Consider the following 21,863-nt stretch of genomic DNA (forward strand, 5'->3'; position numbering starts at 1 on the left):
GTCAATGATGAATTGTCACATCGACGAAAAAAATGATGTCTCATCGCAAATACGCTGATACATTTGGCGTTGTTAACGTTAACTTTTCTAAAAACAAAAATAAAGAGGCTTTATGAATCCGCTGAAATCTCTGCTTCCAGTCGCACTACTCACCCTCTGCGTCAGCCTTCCATCTCTATCGAGCGCAGCGGATCTGACGATCTCGTGCGGTGCGGTGGGTGCGGAGTTACAACTCTGCAAGGAGGCGGTCGAGGCGTGGTCGAAACAGACCGGCAACACCGTCGAGGTGGTTTCCACGCCTAACTCGGCGACCGAGAGGTTGTCGTTCTACCAACAGATCCTCAGTGCGCAGTCCACTGACATCGACATCATTCAAATCGATATGGTGTGGCCGGGTATGCTGGCCAAACACCTGATGGATCTGCGCGAGGTGCTTCCCGCCAACGCCACCCAAGGCTACTTCCAGGCACAGGTGGATAACGCCACGGTGAACGGACGGCTGGTGACGATGCCGTGGTTTACCGACTCGGGCCTGCTGTATTACCGCAAGGACTTGCTTGAGAAGTACGACCGGCAGGTGCCTCAGACGTGGGAGGAAATGACCGCTACCGCCAGGCATATTCAACAGGCCGAACGCACTGCCGGGAACCCCAATGCCTGGGGCTACATCTTTCAAGGGCGCGCCTACGAGGGCCTGACGTGCAATGCGCTGGAGTGGATCAGCAGCCAACCGGAAGGCGGACTGGTCAATCCACGAGGCGACATCGTGATCAACAGTCAGGCCTCGAGAACGGCCTTGACCCTGGCGAAGAGCTGGGTGGGAGACATCTCCCCACGGGGCGTACTCAATTACACCGAGGAAGAAGGCCGTGGCGTATTCCAGTCGGGAAATGCGCTGTTCATGCGTAACTGGCCTTATGTCTGGGCCCTGGTGCAAAGCCAGGACAGCGCTGTAAAAGACCAGGTTGGAGTCGCTCCCCTGCCCCGGGGCGGCGAAAACGGCAACCATGCATCCACTCTCGGTGGGTGGGGCCTGGCGGTCTCGCGCTACAGCGCCCATCCAAAACTTGCCGCCGAGTTGGTGGGCTACCTGACCAGCGCCCAACAGCAAAAACATCGTGCTCTGGCTGCCGCCTATAACCCAGTGATCGAGTCGCTGTATCAGGATCCCGAACTGCTCGCGGCAATGCCTTATTACAGTCAGCTCCAAAGCATTCTCAACGATGGGGTGATGCGCCCCGCCGCAATCACCGCCGACCGCTATCCAAGGGTCTCCAATGCGTTCTTCGATCGAGTGCATGGTGTGCTGGCGGGCGAGTTGCCAGTCGATCAGGCGCTGACCGAACTGGAAAGCGAACTCACGCGCATCAAACGCCGGAACTGGTAAGCCACAAGGAAGGAAATCACCATGTCTGTCTCTACTACCCATGCCCCCCGTGACGAGCTCCTGCTCACCAGGGACACTCCCGTGCAGCGTCGTCGAGTACGTGCTGCCTGGCTGTTTTTGACACCCATGTTGGTGTGTCTGGCCCTGGTGGCGGCCTGGCCGCTACTGCGGACATTCTGGTTCAGCCTGACTGATGCCAGCCTGGCGGACACCGGTGGCGGATCCTTCGTCGGCTTGAGCAATTACCTATTCCACAACGGTTCCAGTTGGTCGGGCATCCTGGTCGATCCGCAATGGTGGAACGCTGTGCGTAACACGTTGCATTTCACCGTGGTGTCGGTGGGACTCGAAGTCGTCCTGGGGCTGCTGGTGGCACTGCTGCTGAACATCAAATTCACAGGCCGTTCCCTGGTGCGTGCGATGATCCTGATTCCCTGGGCGATTCCTACCATCGTCTCGGCAAAGATCTGGTCATGGATGCTCAACGACCAGTTCGGCATCATCAATCACTTGATGCTGAGCCTCGGACTGATTGACGCCACGCTGGCCTGGACGGCAGATGCGGATCTGTCGATGTGGGCAGTCATCATCGTCGACGTCTGGAAGACCGTTCCTTTTGTCACGCTGTTGATGCTGGCGGCGTTGCAGATGTTGCCGAGTGATTGCTACGAAGCGGCAAGGGTCGACGGCATTCATCCGCTGAAAGTGTTCTGGCGTGTGACGCTTCCCCTGCTAATGCCCGCGCTGCTGGTGGCGGCGATCTTCCGCATTCTCGACTCTTTGCGGGTATTCGACGTCATCTATGTGCTGACCTCGAACTCTTCGAGCACCATGAGTATGTCGGTCTATGCCCGCCAGCACCTGGTGGAGTTCCAGGACGTTGGCTATGGCAGCGCGGCCTCGACCCTGCTGTTCCTGGTCGTTGCGGTGATCGCCATGCTTTATCTCTACCTCGGACGTCGTCATCTGGAGGTTCGCCCATGAACCAGCGCTCAATCAAAAAAGCGCTGTTGCGCATCGGCTTTTGGTGTTTGATCGGGATCTTGCTGCTGTATGCGGTCTTCCCTTTCTATTACGCCATCGTGACCTCTCTGAAGCCATCCAGCGCCCTGTTCGAGGTGAGCTATTGGATCGAGAGCCCCGACTTCTCAAATTATGCGGCTGTCCTCCATCAATCCTCATTCTTGAGAGCCATCGGCAACTCGCTGATCGTTGCGCTCTGCGTGGTGGCGCTGGCGCTATTCCTCAGCCTGACCGCCGCCTACGCCTTGGGCCGGGTGAAGTTCCGGGGGCGTGGCACGGTGTTGATGATCGTGCTTGGCGTCTCGATGTTTCCCCAGGTCGCTGTACTGTCGGGGCTATTTGAAGTGATACGCGCCTTGGGCCTGTACAACACGTCCCTGGCGTTGATCCTGAGCTACACGATTTTCACCCTGCCCTTCACCGTCTGGGTGCTGACCACCTTCATGGGGCAACTGCCACATGAACTGGAAGAAGCGGCGATCATGGATGGCGCTTCGCCCTGGGTCACGCTGACCCGCGTGCTGTTGCCCCTGCTTTGGCCCGCACTGGTCACCACTGGCTTGTTGGCCTTCATCGCGGCGTGGAATGAGTTCCTGTTTGCCCTGACCTTCACCCTCACCGACACGCAACGCACGGTACCGGTCGCCATCGCCTTGATCTCCGGCGGAAGTCCCCATGAGCTGCCTTGGGGGCTGCTGATGGCCGCATCGGTGGTGGTCACCGTCCCACTGGTGATTCTGGTGCTGATCTTCCAGCGCCGAATCGTCTCCGGCCTCACTGCAGGCGCGTTAAAGGGTTGATGCCCGACAACTACAAGGAACCGTATCTTGATCAAATTGCAGCTGGACAACGTGAACAAACAATTGGGCGGCGTGCGGATTCTTCGCGACGTCAGCCTGCAGATCGCCGCGGGTGAATTCGTCGTCTTCGTTGGCCCTTCGGGCTGCGGAAAGTCGACCCTGCTGCGACTGATTGCCGGACTGGATTCGATATGCGGCGGCGACCTACTGATCGACGGGCGCCGAGTCAACGACCTGGAGCCGCGCGAGCGTGGCGTCGGCATGGTGTTTCAGTCTTACGCGCTGTACCCGCACATGAGCGTGTACGACAACATCAGCTTTGGTCTCAAACTGGCCAGAACTGAAAAAAGCAGCCTGCATGAGCGCGTGCTGAAAACAGCGCAAATCCTTCAATTGGACAAACTGCTGCAACGCAAGCCGAAAGAACTGTCCGGCGGGCAGCGCCAGCGCGTGGCAATGGGCCGAGCCATGGCTCGTGAGCCGGACATTTTGTTGTTCGATGAGCCTCTCTCCAATTTGGATGCATCCTTGCGGGTGCAGATGCGCAACGAAATCGCCCGGCTGCATGATCGACTTGGCTCGACGATGATCTACGTCACTCACGACCAAGTGGAAGCGATGACCCTGGCCGACAAGATTGTCGTGCTCAATGGCGGTCGCGTGGAGCAGGTCGGCTCACCACGCGAACTCTATGAGCGTCCGGCGAGCCGCTTTGTCGCCGGTTTTCTCGGTTCGCCCAAGATGAACTTTCTGGCGGCGCGCCTGCATGTGCCGGGCGAAACCAGCCTGGTCGACACTGCCGTTTTGGGTATGACCTCCCTGCCCTTCGACAGCTCGAACCTGGCGGCCGACGCCCCGCTGAGCCTGGGCATTCGCCCGGAACACATGTCGCTCAGGGCGGCGCAGGGAGCTGCCGGCGTGGTCGTCAGCGGGGTCGAATACCTGGGCAGTGAAACCTATGTGCACCTGGATATCGGTCAGGACGAACCACTGATCTGTCGTTGTGAGGTCAACGCCGGATGGCAGGCAGGCGATCGGGTCGAACTCTATCTGGACATGGACAACCTGCACCTGTTCGACGCCGACGGCGCGGCTGTGGGGCGCCACCCGGCAGCCATTGAAAGCTTGCCCGACGACGTTTCTGTTCGCTCAGCCCGAGCGCGCGCCCTATGACCTTACCCTTGAATACCATGAGCGTTCCAATGACTTCCTCCCTTGCCATTGCCCAGCGTGCACTGGATGACAGCGCGTCTCGAGTCATCCAGGACTATCGACCCGGTTATCATATTTCCCCTCCGGCAGGCTGGATGAACGACCCAAACGGGGTCGTGTACTTTCGTGGCGAATATCACGTTTTCTATCAGCATTACCCGTTCGACGCGAAATGGGGCCCGATGTATTGGGGCCACGCCAAGAGTGCCGATCTGGTTCATTGGCAGCACCTGCCCATTGCGCTGGCACCTGGCGGTGACTTCGACCGTGACGGATGTTTTTCTGGTAGCGCGGTGGTGTGTGGCGACACCCTGGCACTGATCTACACCGGGCACACCTGGCTGGGGGAGGTGGGGGACGAGCGCTCAATCCGCCAGGTCCAGTGCCTGGCCACCAGCAACGACGGCATCCGGTTCATCAAGCATGGCGCTGTCATCGAGACCGCGCCGCAGGACAGGATCATGCACTTTCGTGACCCCAAGGTATGGCAGGAGGGTGACTGCTGGTACCTGATTGCCGGCGCACGCCTGGACGATGTGCCGTTGCTCCCGCTGTACCGATCCTCCGATCTGCAGAGCTGGGAGTTTCTCGACTATGTGTCCAGCGGCAGCGAGGGCGACGGCTATATGTGGGAATGCCCGGACCTGTTTCAGTTGAATGGACGCGATGTGCTGCTGTACTCCCCTCAGGGCATGCAACCCGAGGGTTACGAACGGCTCAACAAGTATCAGACCGGTTATCGAGTGGGCCGCCTCGACAGCGAATGGCACTTCACCGGCGGGCCTTTCATCGAGCTGGATAGCGGCCACGATTTCTATGCCGCGCAAACGCTCCTGGCCGCAGACGGTCGGCGCCTGGTGTGGGCATGGCTCGACATGTGGGAAAGCCCGATGCCGAGCCAGGCCCATCACTGGTGCGGCATGCTCGGTGTGCCACGCGAGCTTGAACTGTGTGCAGATCGCCTTTGCGTGCGGCCGGCACGGGAGCTCAACGCTCTGCGACTGACGCCGTTGGCTGGCACGCCATGGTGGGACGAGTCGGGAACCCGGTGGGTGCCGGAAGTGAGTGGCGATATGCTCGAAATTCATGTGCACCTCGATTTACTCGGCTGCACCGACGGTCATCTGGGCGTCGCGTTGCGCTGCAGCGACGATGGTCATGAACAGACCCTGCTCTACTACGATGCGGTGTTGCAGCGCCTGGTGCTTGACCGTAGCCGCTCGGGTGCGCAAGTCACAGGCCAGCGCAGCGTACCGATAGACCCGACACAAGAGCGACTGGAACTGCGCGTGTTTCTCGATCGCTCGTCTATCGAGGTGTTCGACGAAAACGGCCGCTTCAGCCTCAGCAGCCGCCTCTATCCGCGGCCCGACAGTCTGGGCGTGAAGCTTCTGGCAAGCGGGAGTGGCGGGCGTGTGTCGATTCCCAAGGCCTGGCCTCTCGACTCGGGATGGCTATGAGGGGCGTCATTGCGGTCGCGAGAGGCCCGGGCCATGTGTCATGATTCCGCGTCAACCTGACCGGTCTCACTTCGCATGACTTCAGTGAAAGACGTTGCACAGCTGGCCGGCGTGTCCCTGATGACGGTGTCTCGAGCGCTCAACACCCCGGAAAAACTGAGCCCCGAAACCCTTGTACGGGTGCGTCGTGCCATTGATGAGCTGCAATTCGTACCGAGCCTGTCGGCGCGCAAGATGCGTGGCGATAACCTCCAGTCGCGAACCATCGGTGTGTTCGCGCTGGACACCGCGACCACACCATTCGCGGTCGAGCTGCTGCTGTCGATCGAGCAGACCGCGCAGCAAGCCGGCTGGAACGTGTTTATCCTCAACCTGCTGAGCAACCCGCCCACCGACCAGAACATCGACCTGATGTTGTCGCACCGTCCCGACGGGTTGATCTTCAGCGCCATGGGGTTTCGCCAGGTGTGCATTCCCGAGCGATTGAAGAGCAAGCCACTGGTACTCGCCAACTGCCTGGCGGATGACAGTCGGCTGGTCAGTTATGTGCCAGACGACGAAATGGGGCAGTACCGGGCCGTACACCACGCGTTGAGCCTCGGTTACAAGCGCCCCCTGTGTATCAATCTTCCCAGGCAGAGTCTGGCCTGGGGCCTGCGACAAAGAGGCCTGCAGCGTGCCTGCCAGGCATTCGGACTGGCGCCTGACGCACTCTTGCAATACGACCTTTCCGATCATGATGCCTATGGTGAAACAGCAGCCATCCTCGACCGGCACCTCATTGATGGTCGCCCCCAATTTGATATTCTGATCTGTGGCAACGACCGCATCGCCTTTTGTGCCTATCAGCTGTTATTCGGCCGTGGCCTGAAAATTCCCGACGATGTCGCCGTCCTCGGCTACGACAATATGATCGGTATCGCCGAGCTGTTCATCCCACCGCTGACCACGGTGCAACTGCCCTATTATGAGGTTGGCCGCAAGGCTGCCCTGCACCTGATCGAGACCCTTGAGGTATCGGGAACCCAGCCGGTTGATTGTCCATTGGTGGTCAGGTCATCACTATAAGAATGAGATAATTGGGTGATCGCACGCCCGTTTGCGGTTACCGGGTGCGAACTCACGCCGTCAGCATTCCATCTTGGCCCACCAAACTCTAAGCAATCCAAAACCCGCCAACCGCGGGTTTTGTTGCATCTGGACCCTGCCTTTTTCAGCACCCTTTCCCCCGCGACTCCCCAAACACCCTCTCCTCCTGCTCCCTTGCCTCCTCCGTCAACTCCGCGCCAAAATCCTCAACCTCAAACACCTGCCGAATCTCGATCTCCGCCTCCGTCCCCGGCATCGGATTCGGACACCGCTTCACCCACTCAATCGCCTCTTCCTTCGAGCTGACCTGCCACAGCCAAAACCCCGCAATCAACTCCTTGGTCTCGGCAAACGGCCCATCAATTACCGTATGCCCACCCCCACTAAACCGCACCCGCGCCCCTTTGCTGCTCGGCTGCAAGCCTTCTCCCGCGAGCAGTACGCCCGCTTTATGCAGTTCTTCGTTGTAGTTACCCATGGCCGTCAACAACGCCTCGCTGGGCATTTTTCCGGCTTCGGAGTCGGGGCTGGCTTTGATAATGATCATGAAGCGCATGGCGGTATCTCCTGTGGTTTGCGGGTTAGTCGAATGAGCGGGGCGGCAATCGACAATCCACCTGAAAATTCTTTCCGCCCCTACCCGCCGCCCTCTGGCTAACCCTCGGATCCCTGCTAGCGTTTCACTCACTCCAGCACGCCACGCAGGGCCACCATGACCACCCTCAAAGACCGCCTGAAACAAGGCAAGGAAGCCCGCAAAGACTGCCCGCGCAGTTCCCAGGCGCTGCACGCCAAAAGCGCGCGCGATCCGATTCCGTTGATCGAGGCGTCGAGTGAGGGGCGGGTGCAGTCGTTGGTGGCTTTGCGGTATGGGCGGATGCTGGTGTCGCCTTTTACCTTTTATCGCGGCAACGCCTTGCTGCAGGCCCACGATTTGTCGAAGACGCCGGATATGGGGCTGCGTTCGATTATTTGTGGGGATTGTCATTTGATGAATTTCGGCGGGTTTGCCACGCCGGAGCGCAATCTGTTGTTCAGCGTGAACGATTTCGACGAGGTGCATCCCGGGCCCTGGGAGTGGGATTTGAAGCGGCTGGTGGCGAGTTTTCTGATTGCTGCGCGGGATTTGCGCCATGGCACGACGGTGGAGGAAGCGGTGTGCCGGGAGCTGATCGGTGCCTATCAGCGCAGCATGGCGACCTGTGCCGAGCAGAGTGCGCTGGAGATCTGGTACGACTCCATCAGCTATGAAGATCTGCTGCAGCGGGCGCAGTCGGAGACCACCTTGCAGCACGTGCAGCGTGCCGTCGACAAGGCGGCGCGGCGCACTCATGCCGAGTTGCTGCCGAAGATTTGCGAGCGGGATGCCCAGGGTCGGTTGTTGATTCGTGACGACCTGCCGGAGATTTTTCATCTGCATAACACCACCACCTTGCTCGATGCCGAGGATGAATGGTTGCGCCTGGCCGATTGGCGGCCGTTGTACGACACCCTGATGCGCGATTATCGCGGGACGCTGGCCGGGGATCGCCGGGAGTTGCTGGCGCGTTTCGAGGTGCAGGACCTGGCGTTCAAGGTGGTCGGCGTCGGCAGTGTCGGCACACGCTGCATGGTGGCGTTGCTCACTGACAATCAGGAGCGTCCGCTGTTTCTGCAGATCAAGGAGGCGCGGCGCTCGGTGCTGGCGGACTATGTGAAAAGCAAATCCCGGGTGCGCCACAACGGTCAGCGGGTGGTGGAGGGCCAGCGCTTGATGCAGTCCGCCAGCGACCTGTTCCTCGGTTGGACCAGCGGCCCTCACGGCCGGCACTTTTACCTGCGCCAGTTGCGCGACATGAAAATTTCGGCGGAGCTGGAGACCTTCGATGCCGAGACCTTTTCCGCTTACGCGCGCACCTGCGGCCGCGCGCTGGCCCGGGCCCACGCCAAGGCCTCCGGGCAAGCCGCGTTGATCAGCGGCTACATCGGCAAGAGCGACACCCTCGCCGACGCGCTGTTCAAGTACGCCCAGTCCTATAGCGATCAGAACGAGCGGGATTTCGAGCGTTTCCAGAACGCCTGCCGCACCGGCCGTTTGCTGGCGCGCTCGGAAGCCGATTTCGCCGCCGACCATCTGCCCTGATCCCGACGGCGAAAGGCGAGCTGTCACAAGGCGTTCACTATTTGTTCAGATTCGCCGCCCTATACTTGCAGCCCTCCCGCCCCCGCCTCCGGTAGCCCCAAGCACATGACGCGCCCTGCCCCGCTGCTGTTCCTGCTCGCTGCCCTGCTGTTTTTCTTCGCCCTCGGCAACCACCAACTGCAAGGCTCCACCGAGGCCCGAGTGGCCGGCATCGCCATGCAGATGCACCTGGACAATGACTGGGTGACTCCACGTCTGTTCGGCCAACCTTTCCTGGAAAAACCACCGCTGAGCCTATGGCTCGATGCCGGCGCCATCCGGGCGTTCGGCGGCACGCCCTGGGCGGTGCGCCTGGCCTCGGCGTTTGCCGGGTTGTTCAGCGTGATGCTGCTGTACGCCATGCTGCGGCGCTTCGGCAGGCCCAAGGAGATCGCCTGGACCGCCGGGATCCTGCTGGCGACCATGGCCAGTTACTGGGTCAACTCGCGCAGCGTCGGTGAAGACGCTTTGCTGGCGCTGGGTGTGAGCATGGCGCTGCTGGCGTTTTTTCAAGGGCATCGCCGGCCGACGCTGGGCAGTGCTGCGCTGTTTGTCGGCGGTATCGCCATTGCCACCTTGAGCAAAGGCGTGCTCGGCCTGGCGATGCCGGGGGTGGTGATCTTCGTTTATCTAGTGTGTACAAGCTTGCTCGATAAACGCATCAAGCCCGGCGACTGGCTGCGCCCTGGACTGCTGACGCTGCTGGGGCTGATTCCCCTGCTGATCTGGTTGCTGGTGCTTTATCAGCGCGGCGGCTCGGCGGCGGTGGCGGAGGTGCTGCTGACCAATAGCATCGGACGGTTCGACGGTTCGTTCGTCGAGGCCGGGCACTACGAGCCCTTCTACTACTACCTGGCAAAACTGCCGGAAGCCTTCCTGCCATGGAACATTCTGGTGTACCTGGGGCTGTGGCACTTTCGCAAACAGCTGGCGAACAACCGCTACCTGCTGTTTTTCAGCGTTTGGCTGCTGGCCGAATTCGTCATGCTGTCGCTGGCGTCGAGCAAGCGCACGGTGTACCTGATGTCGCTGACACCCGCGGCGGCGGTGATCGCCGCGGAATATGCCGCGCTGCTCTATGAGCGCTTGCGCCAGCACACACAAAGCTCCGGGATCCTTGGCCGGATCGCGCGCCACCGACGCCACCTGGCCATCGCGCTGCTCAGCCTGGTCGTCGTCGCCTACCTCGCCGCTGCCCAGTGGGCCGCACCCCGGGCCGATCGCAAGCTGTCGTTCCTGCCCTTGACCGAGCAGATCCAGACGCTGCAAGCCGAAGGCAAGGAAGTCGCGTTGTTCCAGGCCAACGAGCGCACGGCCGGGGCGACGGTGTTCTACACCCACAGCCTGCTCAAGGACTTGCAGACTGACGACGAGCTCAAGCGCTTCCTCGCCGCTTCGCCGACTCACCTGGCGCTGATTGCCAGTGATAGCGAACCGGCGCCGCCGTTGAAAGTGTTGAAGCAGATGAGGGTGGGGCGTCAGGCGTATTACTTCGTCAGTGGCAAAAAATAGCCCTTACCAGAGGGCAAGGTCGTAGGTCAGGTACAGGCGGTAGTTGTCGCGGTCGCTGGCGTAGGTCGAACGGTAGGTGGCCTTGCGCACTTCAACGCCGACGCCCTTGAACGCGCTGTCCTGGATGACGTAGCGCAGGTTGGTGTCCGACTCCCACTCGCGCGCTTCGCGGCCTTTGAAGTCGCCGTTCTCGCCCTTGTAGTAGCGGGTCATGAAGCTCAGGCCGGGAAGTACGGCAGCGAAGTCATAGTCATAGCGCAGCATCCAGGTCTGCTCACCGGCCTGGATGAATTTTCCGACACCGGCATTGCTGAAGGAATACACCGTCGAAACACTGGTGTAGGGCAAGGCGGTATCGCCACTGACTTTCTGATAACCGATGCCCAGCGCCTGCGGGCCGACGCGGTAAGTGAACAGGCCGCTGAACATATCGGCATCCACCGGGCCATTGCGCGCCTCACCGGCCTCGCCACTGATGAAATAACGCAAGTCACTGGTCAGGCTGCCCGGCCCCACCGGCAATTTGTGCACCAGTCCGAGGAACTGCTGGCGATAGAAATCGCGCATTTCGCCGTAGTACCAGGTGCCACTCAGGGTCGGCGTGAAGCTGTAGGTGGCGCCGGCAAAATCGAAGTCCGTGCCTTTGCCGCTGTAGCCTTGCGGGAAGATATCGACGCTGTTGCTCGAGTTGCGTTGCTTGAATTTGTCCAGGTGTCCGCTGTGCAAGTACAGGTTGCGAATGCCCTTGTACTCGATCTGGGTGCCCTGGAACGTCTGCGGCAGCAGGCGGCCGTCGTTGTAGACCAGCACCGGGATTTTCGGCAACAGGGTGCCGGTTTTCACCAGCGCCTCGCCGATGCGCATTTTTGCGGTGACGCCCAGGCTGGAAAATTCATCGGCGGCACGCCCACTGTCGCCTACCGGCAGCAGGCCGGTGCCGGCGTGGGTCGGGCTGGAGTCGAGCTTGAACCCGGCCAGTCCCAATGCGTCCAGGCCGAAGCCGACGGTGCCTTGGGTGAAGCCCGATTGCAGGTTGAGCAAAAAGCCCTGGGCCCACTCCTTGCGGTCCTCGCCACCGTCGCGATAACCGTCGTTGAAGTAGTAATTGCGCAAGGTCAGCTTGCCCTGGGCATCGTCGATAAAACCTTGCGCCATCAGCGCTGGCGACACGCTCGCCAAAATGCCTGCGGACACCACCGTGCCTCTCGTGAACAGCTCACGCATTGTTATTTTCCTCAGTGCCGTATTGTCGATTTTATGGGCAGTTGCAAAGGCCCCGCTGCGGGGTTTTGTCGCTCAGCCATGGCGGCGTTGCGCTGGACTTGGCAGCGCATTGGGGCGGACACTAACGGCTCGAAAGCCCATCGACAACGTTATGCGAGAAGCGCATCAGGCTATGCGCAAGTTGCTTTTCCAGCCTGCCGGGCAGCGCCAGAATCCAGGAAATCACCGCGTGAATCTCAAGCAACTCGAAGCCTTCAAGGCAATCATGTCCACCGGTTCGACCATCGGTGCCGCCACCCGCATGGGGCTCTCGCAGTCGGCTGTCAGCCGCCTGCTGACCCAGCTCGAAGAGACGCTTGGCTTCGCCTTGTTCCTGCGCAAGAAGGGCCGCTTGATGGCGACGCCGGAGGCCGACGAACTGCTCGCCGAGGTCGCCGGGCTGGTGGACGGCATGCAGCGCATCCAGCGCCTGGCCGACGAGTTGCGCATCGGCCATTCACGCAAGCGCCTGCTGAAGATCAGCGTGCCCACCAGCATGACCCAGGAGCTGCTGCCGAGGATCGTCGCCGAGTTTCTCAAGGGCCATGAAGACATCGTCATCGAGCTGCTGACCGGCTCCTACGACATGATCGAGCGCGCGGTGCTCGATCGCTCCGCCGACCTCGGTTTCGTGCGCCTGCCCACCGAGCTGCCGGATTTCGACATCGAGCCGGTGCTGCAGACCGAGGGGGTCTGCGTGATGCCAGCCAACCATCCGCTGAGCCGCCACGCGGTGATCGATGTCCAGCACCTGCGCGACGTACCGTTGGTGCTGCTGGGCCGGCAACGCGCGTTGCGCGCCGAACTCAATCAGGTGTTCCGCGCCGCCAACCTGTCGCCGCAGGTGCGCATCGAAGTGCACTCGGTGGGCGCGGCCTGCAGCTTCGTCGCCGAGGGCCTGGGCGTGTCGATCGTCAACGGCCTGCTGGCCAGCCATTTCGCCCATTTGCCGATTGTCACCCGGCCGTTCCGCCCGATGCTGCCCTACACCTTCGGCCTGGCGTTTCGCCCGGATGAAGCCCGCCCTGCCGTGGTAACCAGCTTCGCCGAACACCTGAAACAGCGCCTCGGCGAATCGATCCAGCAACCCTGATCGCGCCGCACACCGCAGCAAAACGCATAGCCCAACCCGTATCGCGCATAACGTTGTCGCCCTCCAGCGTTTGCCCTAGTGTCGGCCCCGTCCAAGCGCCGACACCCAACAACAATAACCCCGAGGGCCTACCCGCCATGCTCGCCAAGACTCCATTCGATGCCCGCCTCGTCGCCGGCCAGGGCAGCTGTCATGACTGAATCGCAGATCACCATCAGCCAGCCGAGTGCCGCGCCGACCGCCGCCAAACAGCCTGGCCAACGCAAGCAGATCAACCCGGCGATCATTTTGCTGAGCATCGTCCTGCTCGCAGTCGCCTTCACCTATGCGGTCAATTCCGGCAAGTTCCAGCGTGAGAACGGCCTGGTGGTGCCGGGCTCCTATCAGGTGCAGGAGAAGAACCATTCGTTGAGCCAGTTGTTCGTCATCGAGCCACGCTCGGCCAAGGATGCGGTCGCCCGTCCGGTGTCGCTGATCGAAGGTTTCATGGCGATCCCGCAGGGCATCGAGAAACGTGCGGCGCTGATTTTCATGGTGCTGTTCATCGGCGGCATGTTCGGTGTGCTGAACAAGGCCGGGGCCATCGACGCCGGGCTGGAGCGCCTGCAGGGCATGACCCGGGGCAATATCTACGTGCTGGTGCCGACCCTGATGCTGGTGTTCTCCGCCGGCAGCACCTTCATGGGCCTGGCCAAGGAATTCATCCTGATCGTGCCGTTGATGGTGGCCATGGCCAATCGTCTCGGGCTGTCGAATCTGATCGGCCTGGCGATTGTCTGCATCTCGGTGAAGATCGGTTACCTGGCGTCGATCACCAACCCGGTGGCGCTGTCCGTGGCGCAACCGATGGTCGGCCTGCCGATCTTCAGCGGCATGAGCATGCGCGTCGCCGCCTACGCCTTGTTCCTCGCCGTCGGCATCCTGTTCGTGCTGTGGAGCATCCGCAAAAGCGGCTTTGACGCCAGCGCCAGCATCGCCTTCGAACACAAGCCACTGAGCACTCGCCACCTGCTGAACCTGTTGGTGCTGGGTTTCGGCGTCGGTTTCATGGTCTACGCCTCCAATCGCTGGGGCTGGAAATACCACGAGCTGTCGGCGTTCTACCTGCTGCTCAGTGTGTGCTTCGCGATCATTGCCGGCATGGCCGCCAGCGTGGCTGCCAGTGCCTTTGTCGACGGCATGAAAAAAGTTTTGATCGCCGGTGTGCTGATCGGCTTGGCGACGGCTGTGGAGATCATCCTCAGCACCGGCCAGGTGCTGGACACCATCGTCAACGCCCTGGCCAGTGTGGTCAGCGATCACGGACCGGTAGTGTCGGCCTACGGCATGTTCTTCGCGCAGCTCGGGCTCGATGTGCTGATCCCCTCCACTTCCGGCCAGGCGGCGGTAACCATGCCGATCTTCGGCCCGCTCGGCCAGTTGTCTGGGGTCAGCCCGCAGACCACGGTCTATGCCTTCCTGCTGGGCAACGGCCTGACCAACATGATCACCCCGACCTCCAGCGGCCTGCTGGTGCTGCTGGCCACCGCGCAGGTGGGATGGGGTCAGTGGGCTCGCTACATCCTGCCGCTGTTCCTGATCTACACCGTGCTGGCGATGGTCTTGCTGGCGGTGGCGGTGTCCACCGGTTACTGAGGGGCGCGGCGCCTGCGAGGCAATCGCAGGCGCCGGCTGGATCAGGTTTTTGCCATGACTTTTCTTTCCGAACGAGCCTTACCTGCCATGCAGATTCTGCGCAACCAAATGGTCCCCATGCGTGACGGCGTACGCCTGGCCACCGATATTTACCTGCCCGCAGGTCCTGTCCAGGCGTTGCCGGTGGTCATCGAGCGCACCCCTTATGACAAGTGCAAGCCGTCGCGCTCGGAGAAGCAGCTCGACGGCCAGCACATTTCCCGCGAGGCCATGGCCGCGCGTTTTACCGACCACGGCTTTGTCGCGATCTTCCAGGATTGCCGCGGACGCTATGCCTCCGAGGGCGTCTTCACCAAGTACACCGCCGAAGGCGAGGACGGTTTCGACACCCTGGCCTGGATCGTCGAACAACCTTGGTGCAACGGCCGGATCGGCAGCATGGGTTTGTCCTACGCCGCCCACACCCAACTGGCGATGGCCTGCCTGCACCCGCCCGGCCTGAGCAGCATGGTGCTGGACTCCGGCGGTTTTTCCAGCGCCTACGAATGCGGGATCCGCCAGGGCGGCGCCTTTGAACTGAAACAGGCGACCTGGGCGTTTCGCCAGGCCAAGGAAAGCCCGGCAGCGCTGGCGGATCCACGGATTCGCGAGGCACTGGAGCAGGAAGATATTCATCAGTGGTTCGGCCGCATGCCCTGGCAGCCGGGCGAATCACCAATCCGCCATGTGCCGGAATACGAAGCCTACCTGCTGGAACAATGGGCCCAGGGCAGCTTCGGGCCCTATTGGCAAAAGCCCGGGATCTACGCCGCCGGTCACTACCACAACCTGCCGGATATTCCGGTGCTGTTCATGTCCAGTTGGTACGACGCCTACGTCAGTTCGACCCTGGCCAACTACCGCGCGTTCAGCCGCCACACCGGCGCCCGCCAGCACCTGATCATGGGCCCCTGGCTGCACGGTGATCGCAACATTTGCCACAGCGGTGACGTCGACTTCGGCGCCCAGGCGGCTTTCGACGGGCAGGTCGCCAAGAACTGGCTGGACTGCCGGCTCGACTGGTTCGAGCGCTCGCTCAAGGACCCGACGGATGAGGCAACGCCCGCGCCGTCGGTGCAGGTGTTTTTGATGGGCGGCGGCGCCGGCACGCGTGACGAAAACCAGCGATTGCGCCACGGCGGGCGCTGGCTGCACAGCCAGCAATGGCCGTTGCCCGGGAGCCAGACCCTCGACCTGTACCTGCATCAGGCACGAACCCTGAGCCCCCTGCCTCCGCGTGAGCAAGATGGCCAACTGAGCTACCACGCCGACCCCGAGCATCCGGTGCCGACCATCGGCGGTGCGCTGACCTCCGGCGCGCCGGTGTTCGTCGGTGGCGCCTTCGATCAACGCGAGCGAGCGGATTTCTTCGCCACCCAGGGCAACAATCGGCCCTTGGCCGAACGCCCTGATGTATTGAGTTTTGCAACGGCGCCACTGAGCGAAGATTTGATTGTCGCCGGGCCGTTGCGCATCGAACTGTGGATTGAAAGCGACGGCCTCGACACCGACTTCACCGCCAAGCTGGTCGACGTGTATCCGGCCAGCGCCGATTACCCCGAAGGCTTCGCGATGAACATCACCGATGGCATTCAACGCTGCCGCTATCGCCAGTCCTGGGACCATCCACAGCCGCTGGTTGCGGGCGAGCGGGTCAAGGTGATCATCGAACCCTTCGCCACCTGCAACCTGTTCAAGGCCGGCCATCGCCTGCGCCTGGACATCGCCAGCAGCAACTTCCCGCACTTCGACGTCAACCCCAACAGCGGCGAAGCCGAGGGTCAGGCGCGCCACAAGCGGATCGCCCGCAACACCGTGCACCTGAGCGCCGACTACGCCTCACGCCTGGTACTGACCACCGTCCCGGCCCACGCCCTGACCTTTCAGCCGGCCACCGGCGACTGAACCGCCGCACCCGGTGCTGCCGCCCGCTGCAGCACCGGCACATCCAGCCGCGCCCGACCATAAAACGCCAGCGCCGTCAGCAGGCACGACAACCATACGAAGATCCCCGCCCAGAAGGTGTGGGAAATGTAGTGCCAGCCTTGCAGGACGCGCGTGGTGCCGTAGATGAAGCCCAGCAGCAGAGAACCCCAGAGGATCGCCTTGGCGAAGCGCCATTGATGACGGCGGGCGACGAAGTACAGGGCCAGCATGGTGAACCCGCCCGAGGCGTGGCCGCCGGGCCAGCAGCGGCCTTCGCCGGCTTCGTGGAACAACTGGAAGTTGTTGTACCACTCGATGTGCGGGAGTTGGCCACCGTACAGGGTGGTTTCGATCGGGCAATAGACGCTGGTGTGGGCCTTGAGGAAGTGGATTACCCCGGTGCAGATGGCGAAGGCAAACACCACAAACCAGAAGTCGCGACGATGCTCATGGGTGAAACGCAGCACCGGAGCAGCCTTGCTGCGCTCCAGAAAATTGCCCAGGCGCGGGTGCTTGTGCGGCTTGATGCGTGGCCAGACGAAGGACAGCAGACCGCCGATCAGGGCAATCTCCGCGGTCCAGTTCGGCACGATCCGCGCCCACTTGTGGGTGAACTGCTCGAAGATGCGGATGTGATCGATGGGGAATATCTGATTCACCGGATCGAACAACAGGTTGCTGAACGCAATGTCGATACGGGTCATGTCGAACAGCAGGAACACCACCGCTGCACATAGCAGCGGTATACCGAAATTCACCCAATAGAATCGCTGGCGCGCAAAGGTCTGCATCGAGTTTCTCATTTGAGGGGGGTTGATGATGGGTTGAACACCGCGCGCCAATCCGAGGCGTCGAGGTAACCCACCAGTTGCGAGCGGGCGTTGCCTTTGGCCGTAGAGAGGAACAGTGCCGAGCCGTAACCGAAGTCCGAGTTCGACACCTTCAATTGTTTTTCCAGCTCGGCCATGCACTCGCTATGGGTCACCAGCACCAGATTGCGCCCGGCAACCTTGTGCGCCAGGGCATCGCGCAGCAGCGTGCCCTTGCAGTTGAACAGCCAGTCCTGGTTGGCGGTGGTCGTGTTGAACATGTAGCTGGAGGTCTGCACGGCACGCAGCACCGGGCTGTTGTAGATATCGGTATGGGCCAGCCCCAGGTGCTCGAATTGCGCGCCCAGGCCCACGGCCACGCTGCGCGCGCGCTCGGTGATGCCATCGGCGGCATTCAGGCAGGCGGCGTTGGAGTGGTCGCAGCGCTCGACATGCCGTACCAGCACGATCATCCCGCCCGCGGCCCAATCCGCCCGCAACTGTGCCAGCCCCGATGGATTGCCCTGGCCCAGGTTGACTACTGCAGCCGGGCGCGTCAGGTAGACCGTTGCCGCCAGCACGCACAGCGCCAGCAGCAGGGTCATCAGGGTGTTTTTGTAACGTCGGATGTCCGACAGCCCAACGCTCGGCCGAGCACTGACCGCTTCGATTCTTGATGCCACGCCCTTATCGCCTCTGTCGCTGCGCCACGTTGAAAAGCCAACGTCTGTGTGACGCCAGTGTGCCCGGACAATAAAGACAGGCAGGTAGAGGGTCGGTGAAATGAATGTGAAAAAAAACGTAAAGGCCGATCGGCCCCGCCAACCGCCCGGCGGCCCGTGACAAAAACCGTTTCAGCTATCGCCCCGGCTGCCGATACAGGCGATCTACACCCTTGCTGGCGCCCAATAACAACAATCTTCCAGCCCACCGACGATCAAGAAGCGCAACGTTCCTGGAGGAATTGTTTATGAATAGCTGGTTCGCCAATATCAGCGTCAACCTCAAGCTGGGCCTGGGGTTCGGCCTGGTCCTCGCCCTGACCTGCATCCTCGCCCTCACCGGCTGGACCAGCCTGGGCGGGTTGATCGACCGCAGCAACTGGATGAGCGACATCACCCAGCTCAACGCCGGCCTGACCAAGCTGCGCATCACCCGCCTGCAATACATGCTGGCCAACGGCGACGAAACCGTGGCGCAGACCGTGCAGACCTCCCTCGACGAGTTCAAGGCCCAACAGCAGTCGCTGCTGGCGACCTTCAAGAGCCCGGACAACCTCAAGTTGCTCCGGGAGCAGGCCGTGGTCATCGACGCCTACCAGCAGTCGCTGAACAAAATGCGCAATGCCTACCGCACCGCGAGCAGTGCGCGCCAGGCCATGGCCGACAACGCCGAAAGCGCCAACAGCCTGATCAACGATTTCAGCAACCGCGTGCGCCAGATGCCGTTGAGCGATCAGCGCTTCGAGCAGTTCCAGGCTGTCTCCGAGGCCAAGGAGCAATTCCTGCTCGCCCGTTATGAAGTGCGTGGCTACCTCGCCGACAGCAATCCGGCCACCGAGCAAAAAGCCGCGGCGCAACTGGAGGCGGCGCTGGCCAGCCTGAAGTCGCTGAACAGCCATTTCTTCGACAGCCAGGCCGACGCCCTGCGCCAGCTCGAGCAAGCGCTGACCCGCTACCGCAGTGCGGTGCAGGCCTTTAAAGCGGCGAACGGCGAAGCGATCACCGCGCGCCAGGAAATGACCGTGCAAGGCAGCGACATCGTCACCCGCAGCGACGCGCTGTATAAGATCCAGCTGGATCGCCGCGACAGCGAAAGCGCCCAGGCCCGCACCCTGCAGTTGATCAGCACCCTGCTGGCGCTGTTGGTCGGTGTACTCGCCGCCGTGCTCATCACACGGCAGATCACCCGCCCGCTGCGCGAAACCCTGGCGGTGGTCGAACGCATTGCCGGTGGCGACCTGACGCAGAATATTCGCGTCACCCGTCGCGACGAATTGGGTGTGTTGCAGCAAGGCATCGCGCGCATGGGCGTGACCTTGCGTGATTTGATCAGCGGCATCCGCGACGGGGTGACGCAGATCGCCAGTGCCGCGGAAGAGCTTTCGGCGGTGACCGAAGAAACCAGCGCCGGGGTCAACAGCCAGAAGGTCGAGACCGATCAGGTCGCCACCGCCATGCACGAAATGACTGCCACCGTGCAGGAAGTCGCGCGCAACGCCGAGCAAGCTTCGCAAGCGGCTGCGGCCGCCGATGGCGAAGCCCGTCAAGGCGATCGGGTGGTCAATGAAGCAATCACCCAGATCGAACGCCTGGCCGACGAAGTGGCGCGTTCCACCGAAGCCATGAGCGTGCTGCAGAAGGAAAGCGACAAGATCGGCAGCGTGATGGACGTGATCAAGGCCGTTGCCGAACAGACCAACCTGCTGGCGCTGAACGCCGCGATTGAAGCCGCACGCGCCGGTGAAGCCGGTCGTGGTTTCGCCGTGGTCGCCGACGAAGTGCGCGGCCTGGCCCAGCGCACGCAGAAGTCCACCGAGGAAATCGAAGGCCTGGTGGCTGCCTTGCAGAACGGCACCCAGCAGGTGGCGACGGTGATGGGCAACAGCCGCAGCCTGACCGACAGCAGCGTCGAGCTGACGCGCAAGGCCGGGCTATCCCTGGAGAACATCACCCGCACGGTGTCGAACATCCAGTCGATGAACCAGCAGATCGCCGCCGCTGCCGAGCAGCAGAGTGCAGTGGCCGAAGAGATCAGCCGCAGCATCGTCAACGTGCGCGACGTCTCCGAACAGACCGCCGCCGCCAGCGACGAAACCGCCGCCTCCAGCATCGAGTTGGCGCGGTTGGGCAATCAGTTGCAGATGATGGTCAGCCATTTCCGGGTTTGACCCGGACGGCCGATGGTTGATGCGGCATGTGCCCTTGTAGGAGCTGGCTTGTCGGGCCGCCGCATCGCAGCGAACGCGGCGTGTCTGATACACCGAGTCGTCTGGTTCGCTGGCAAGCCAGCTCCTACAGGGTTTTGCGCCAGGTCTACCGCGTCCCGCGCTGGCGCAATGCCGATGGCATGAAGTAGGCGTCTTCCGGCACCGGCTGGGCGAAGTCCACGGTGTCGGCTTCTTCGTTGTCGAGGTTCTGCACGTAGTACCGCCGCGCCTGCAGGTCGTGGAACACGTCCAGCGCACTCCAGGTGGTGGGCAGGTCGTAGAAGTTTTTCAGGTAGCCCATCGATACCCGCCACAACTCCCCGCGCCCGTCGTACTGATCGACCACCGCAGCGCCCCAGCTGTCCTCATCGAGGAACAGCGTGCGCTTGGAATAGATATGCCGCGCCCCGGGCTTCAGCGTGCCCTCGACCACCCACACCCGGTGCAGCTCATAACGGGTGTACTTGGGGTTGAGGTGCCCCGGCGTCAGCAGCTCGGCGTACTTCACCTCGGGGCTGGAGACCTTGTAGTTGTTGTACGGAATGTACATTTCCTTCTTGCCCAGCAGCTTCCAGTCGTAGCGATCCGGCGAGCCGTTGAACAGGTCGGTGTCGTCCGCCGTGCGCAGGCCGTCGGACGAAGCGATCGGTGTGTCATACGCCAGGTTCGGCGCACGCCGCACCCGGCGTTGACCGGCGTCGTAGACCCAGGCCTGGCGCGGATCCTTGATCTGATCCAGGGTCTCGTGCACCAGCGCTGCGCCCCCGGCCAGGCGCGCCGGGCTTTTCACGAAGGCCAGGTAATAGAACAGGATGTTCTTCAGGTCGGCGAACTGGCCGCCCGGGCGGTAGTAGGTGAACAGCCCTTCCTGCTGCGACGTCACCAGGGCAAAGCTGCCGTTGCGCTGCACCGGCGCCTCGGAGGCACGTCGCACCACGTAGATCCCGCGATAACGGGTGATGTGGTTCCACAGCGCCTCGACCCCGCTTTTCGGCACCGGGAATGGCACGCCACCGTAGGCATCGGAGAAACCGTTGCCGCCATCGAGCAGCTTCGCCGAGGTGGCGTTTTTCAGGGTGTTGTCATACAGCCACTGCGGCGCCGAACCGGAGCGGCGGCTGGTGTAGATCGGCATCTGGAAGCTGTCGGGGTAGCTGTTGAACAGGGCGATTTGCCCCGCCGTCAGCTGGCCCTTGTACTGCTCCAGATTGGTCTTGGTGATGGTGAACAGCGGCTTGTCGCCGGGGAACGGGTCCACATGATGCTTGCCTTTGACGTAGCCGGCCGGGGCCTGGGTGATGCCGCCGTCCCACGCCGGAATCGTCCCGGCAGCGTTGCCGGCGCGCTCGGCGCCGAGCGGGGTCAGGCTGGTTTTCAGTTGCTGGGCTTCCTGGGGCGTCAACGCCGCCAGTGCGCTACCCGCAGCGAGGCTGAGGACCAGCGCCAGGGAGGTCTTGATCAATCGTGGTGAGTGCAGCATTGCGGTTCTCCGAAATAGAGCCAACTGCCCGGGCACAGCGGCGCC

The 21,863-nt window shown here is 62.0% G+C and carries 17 protein-coding genes and 1 pseudogene; 13 read left to right on the forward strand and 5 right to left on the reverse strand.

The window, feature by feature from the left end; translation table 11 throughout:
* Positions 1 to 112: 112 nt before the first annotated feature.
* The 6 genes from ACZYR5_RS28185 to ACZYR5_RS28210 all read left to right on the forward strand — a co-directional run bounded on the left by ACZYR5_RS28185 (position 113) and on the right by ACZYR5_RS28210 (position 6,950).
* A complete protein-coding gene (locus ACZYR5_RS28185; protein WP_489092474.1) occupies positions 113 to 1,387 on the forward strand; it encodes an ABC transporter substrate-binding protein in 1,275 nt (424 codons plus the stop codon).
* A 21-nt stretch (positions 1,388 to 1,408) separates the two neighbouring features.
* Entirely contained in the window at positions 1,409 to 2,371 is a 963-nt protein-coding gene (locus ACZYR5_RS28190; protein ID WP_489092475.1) for a carbohydrate ABC transporter permease, read from the forward strand.
* On the forward strand, positions 2,368 to 3,210 hold the full coding sequence (locus ACZYR5_RS28195) for a carbohydrate ABC transporter permease (RefSeq protein WP_489092476.1): 843 nt from the start codon (positions 2,368 to 2,370) through the stop codon (positions 3,208 to 3,210). The genes ACZYR5_RS28190 and ACZYR5_RS28195 overlap by 4 nt, the downstream gene beginning before the upstream one ends.
* Positions 3,211 to 3,237: 27 nt before the next feature.
* Positions 3,238 to 4,383 (forward strand): ABC transporter ATP-binding protein, encoded by a 1,146-nt coding sequence (locus ACZYR5_RS28200; RefSeq protein ID WP_489092477.1) that lies wholly within the window; start codon positions 3,238 to 3,240, stop codon positions 4,381 to 4,383.
* Positions 4,380 to 5,882 carry a glycoside hydrolase family 32 protein gene (locus tag ACZYR5_RS28205; RefSeq protein WP_489092478.1) on the forward strand — a complete coding sequence of 501 codons (1,503 nt, stop codon included), beginning with the start codon at positions 4,380 to 4,382 and terminating at the stop codon, positions 5,880 to 5,882. Before ACZYR5_RS28200 ends, ACZYR5_RS28205 begins: the two co-directional genes overlap by 4 nt.
* Positions 5,883 to 5,957: 75 nt before the next feature.
* The gene (locus ACZYR5_RS28210) at positions 5,958 to 6,950 is read left to right on the forward strand and encodes a LacI family DNA-binding transcriptional regulator (protein WP_489092479.1); all 993 of its coding nucleotides are present in this window, start codon (positions 5,958 to 5,960) and stop codon (positions 6,948 to 6,950) included.
* 145 nt (positions 6,951 to 7,095) lie between these two features.
* Here the strand turns inward: ACZYR5_RS28210 and ACZYR5_RS28215 are convergent, their stop codons facing one another.
* Entirely contained in the window at positions 7,096 to 7,527 is a 432-nt protein-coding gene (locus ACZYR5_RS28215) for a YciI family protein (protein ID WP_489092480.1), read from the reverse strand.
* Between the two features lie 156 nt (positions 7,528 to 7,683).
* Between ACZYR5_RS28215 and ACZYR5_RS28220 the strand changes: the two genes are divergently transcribed.
* On the forward strand, positions 7,684 to 9,093 hold the full coding sequence (locus tag ACZYR5_RS28220) for a DUF2252 domain-containing protein (RefSeq protein WP_489092481.1): 1,410 nt from the start codon (positions 7,684 to 7,686) through the stop codon (positions 9,091 to 9,093).
* Between the two features lie 105 nt (positions 9,094 to 9,198).
* A complete protein-coding gene (locus tag ACZYR5_RS28225; RefSeq protein ID WP_489092482.1) occupies positions 9,199 to 10,644 on the forward strand; it encodes an ArnT family glycosyltransferase in 1,446 nt (481 codons plus the stop codon).
* 3 nt (positions 10,645 to 10,647) lie between these two features.
* Here the strand turns inward: ACZYR5_RS28225 and ACZYR5_RS28230 are convergent, their stop codons facing one another.
* Complete coding sequence (locus ACZYR5_RS28230; protein WP_489092483.1) at positions 10,648 to 11,868, reverse strand: OprD family porin; 1,221 nt, start codon at positions 11,866 to 11,868, stop codon at positions 10,648 to 10,650.
* Between the two features lie 229 nt (positions 11,869 to 12,097).
* Between ACZYR5_RS28230 and ACZYR5_RS28235 the strand changes: the two genes are divergently transcribed.
* From ACZYR5_RS28235 to ACZYR5_RS28245, 3 genes are all read left to right on the forward strand, one after another.
* Complete coding sequence (locus ACZYR5_RS28235) at positions 12,098 to 13,000, forward strand: LysR family transcriptional regulator (protein ID WP_489092484.1); 903 nt, start codon at positions 12,098 to 12,100, stop codon at positions 12,998 to 13,000.
* Between the two features lie 192 nt (positions 13,001 to 13,192).
* Positions 13,193 to 14,635 (forward strand): YfcC family protein, encoded by a 1,443-nt coding sequence (locus tag ACZYR5_RS28240; protein WP_489092485.1) that lies wholly within the window; start codon positions 13,193 to 13,195, stop codon positions 14,633 to 14,635.
* Positions 14,636 to 14,722: 87 nt separating this feature from the next.
* Complete coding sequence (locus ACZYR5_RS28245) at positions 14,723 to 16,579, forward strand: CocE/NonD family hydrolase (protein ID WP_489092532.1); 1,857 nt, start codon at positions 14,723 to 14,725, stop codon at positions 16,577 to 16,579.
* Here the strand turns inward: ACZYR5_RS28245 and ACZYR5_RS28250 are convergent.
* Both ACZYR5_RS28250 and pmrG read right to left on the reverse strand, forming a co-directional pair.
* Positions 16,558 to 17,391 carry a phosphatase PAP2 family protein gene (locus ACZYR5_RS28250; RefSeq protein ID WP_489092486.1) on the reverse strand — a complete coding sequence of 278 codons (834 nt, stop codon included), beginning with the start codon at positions 17,389 to 17,391 and terminating at the stop codon, positions 16,558 to 16,560. The genes ACZYR5_RS28245 and ACZYR5_RS28250 overlap by 22 nt on opposite strands.
* 8 nt (positions 17,392 to 17,399) lie before the next feature.
* The gene (gene pmrG, locus ACZYR5_RS28255; protein ID WP_489092487.1) at positions 17,400 to 18,092 is read right to left on the reverse strand and encodes a lipopolysaccharide core heptose(II)-phosphate phosphatase PmrG; all 693 of its coding nucleotides are present in this window, start codon (positions 18,090 to 18,092) and stop codon (positions 17,400 to 17,402) included.
* Between the two features lie 422 nt (positions 18,093 to 18,514).
* Here pmrG and ACZYR5_RS28260 point away from each other — a divergent pair.
* Positions 18,515 to 19,393: pseudogene (locus ACZYR5_RS28260) on the forward strand (methyl-accepting chemotaxis protein); the annotation flags it as partial.
* Positions 19,394 to 19,594: 201 nt separating this feature from the next.
* Entirely contained in the window at positions 19,595 to 20,299 is a 705-nt protein-coding gene (locus tag ACZYR5_RS28265) for a methyl-accepting chemotaxis protein (protein WP_371920040.1), read from the forward strand.
* A 145-nt stretch (positions 20,300 to 20,444) separates the two neighbouring features.
* Here the strand turns inward: ACZYR5_RS28265 and ACZYR5_RS28270 are convergent, their stop codons facing one another.
* Positions 20,445 to 21,818, reverse strand: coding sequence for a DUF1329 domain-containing protein (locus ACZYR5_RS28270; RefSeq protein ID WP_489092488.1), 1,374 nt, complete (start codon positions 21,816 to 21,818; stop codon positions 20,445 to 20,447).
* Positions 21,819 to 21,863 lie beyond the last annotated feature (45 nt).

Source organism: Pseudomonas sp. F007 (genome assembly GCF_057814275.1).

Bases quoted from the DNA above. Each gene is read 5' to 3' on its own strand.
- ACZYR5_RS28185 (WP_489092474.1), top strand. From the start codon at position 113: ATGAATCCGCTGAAATCTCTGCTTCCAGTCGCACTACTCACCCTCTGC.
- ACZYR5_RS28190 (WP_489092475.1), top strand. From the start codon at position 1,409: ATGTCTGTCTCTACTACCCATGCCCCCCGTGACGAGCTCCTGCTCACC.
- ACZYR5_RS28195 (WP_489092476.1), top strand. From the start codon at position 2,368: ATGAACCAGCGCTCAATCAAAAAAGCGCTGTTGCGCATCGGCTTTTGG.
- ACZYR5_RS28205 (WP_489092478.1), top strand. From the start codon at position 4,380: ATGACCTTACCCTTGAATACCATGAGCGTTCCAATGACTTCCTCCCTT.
- ACZYR5_RS28210 (WP_489092479.1), top strand. From the start codon at position 5,958: ATGACTTCAGTGAAAGACGTTGCACAGCTGGCCGGCGTGTCCCTGATG.
- ACZYR5_RS28215 (WP_489092480.1), bottom strand. From the start codon at position 7,527: ATGCGCTTCATGATCATTATCAAAGCCAGCCCCGACTCCGAAGCCGGA.
- ACZYR5_RS28220 (WP_489092481.1), top strand. From the start codon at position 7,684: ATGACCACCCTCAAAGACCGCCTGAAACAAGGCAAGGAAGCCCGCAAA.
- ACZYR5_RS28225 (WP_489092482.1), top strand. From the start codon at position 9,199: ATGACGCGCCCTGCCCCGCTGCTGTTCCTGCTCGCTGCCCTGCTGTTT.
- ACZYR5_RS28230 (WP_489092483.1), bottom strand. From the start codon at position 11,868: ATGCGTGAGCTGTTCACGAGAGGCACGGTGGTGTCCGCAGGCATTTTG.
- ACZYR5_RS28240 (WP_489092485.1), top strand. From the start codon at position 13,193: ATGACTGAATCGCAGATCACCATCAGCCAGCCGAGTGCCGCGCCGACC.
- ACZYR5_RS28245 (WP_489092532.1), top strand. From the start codon at position 14,723: ATGCAGATTCTGCGCAACCAAATGGTCCCCATGCGTGACGGCGTACGC.
- ACZYR5_RS28250 (WP_489092486.1), bottom strand. From the start codon at position 17,391: ATGCAGACCTTTGCGCGCCAGCGATTCTATTGGGTGAATTTCGGTATA.
- ACZYR5_RS28265 (WP_371920040.1), top strand. From the start codon at position 19,595: ATGACTGCCACCGTGCAGGAAGTCGCGCGCAACGCCGAGCAAGCTTCG.
- ACZYR5_RS28270 (WP_489092488.1), bottom strand. From the start codon at position 21,818: ATGCTGCACTCACCACGATTGATCAAGACCTCCCTGGCGCTGGTCCTC.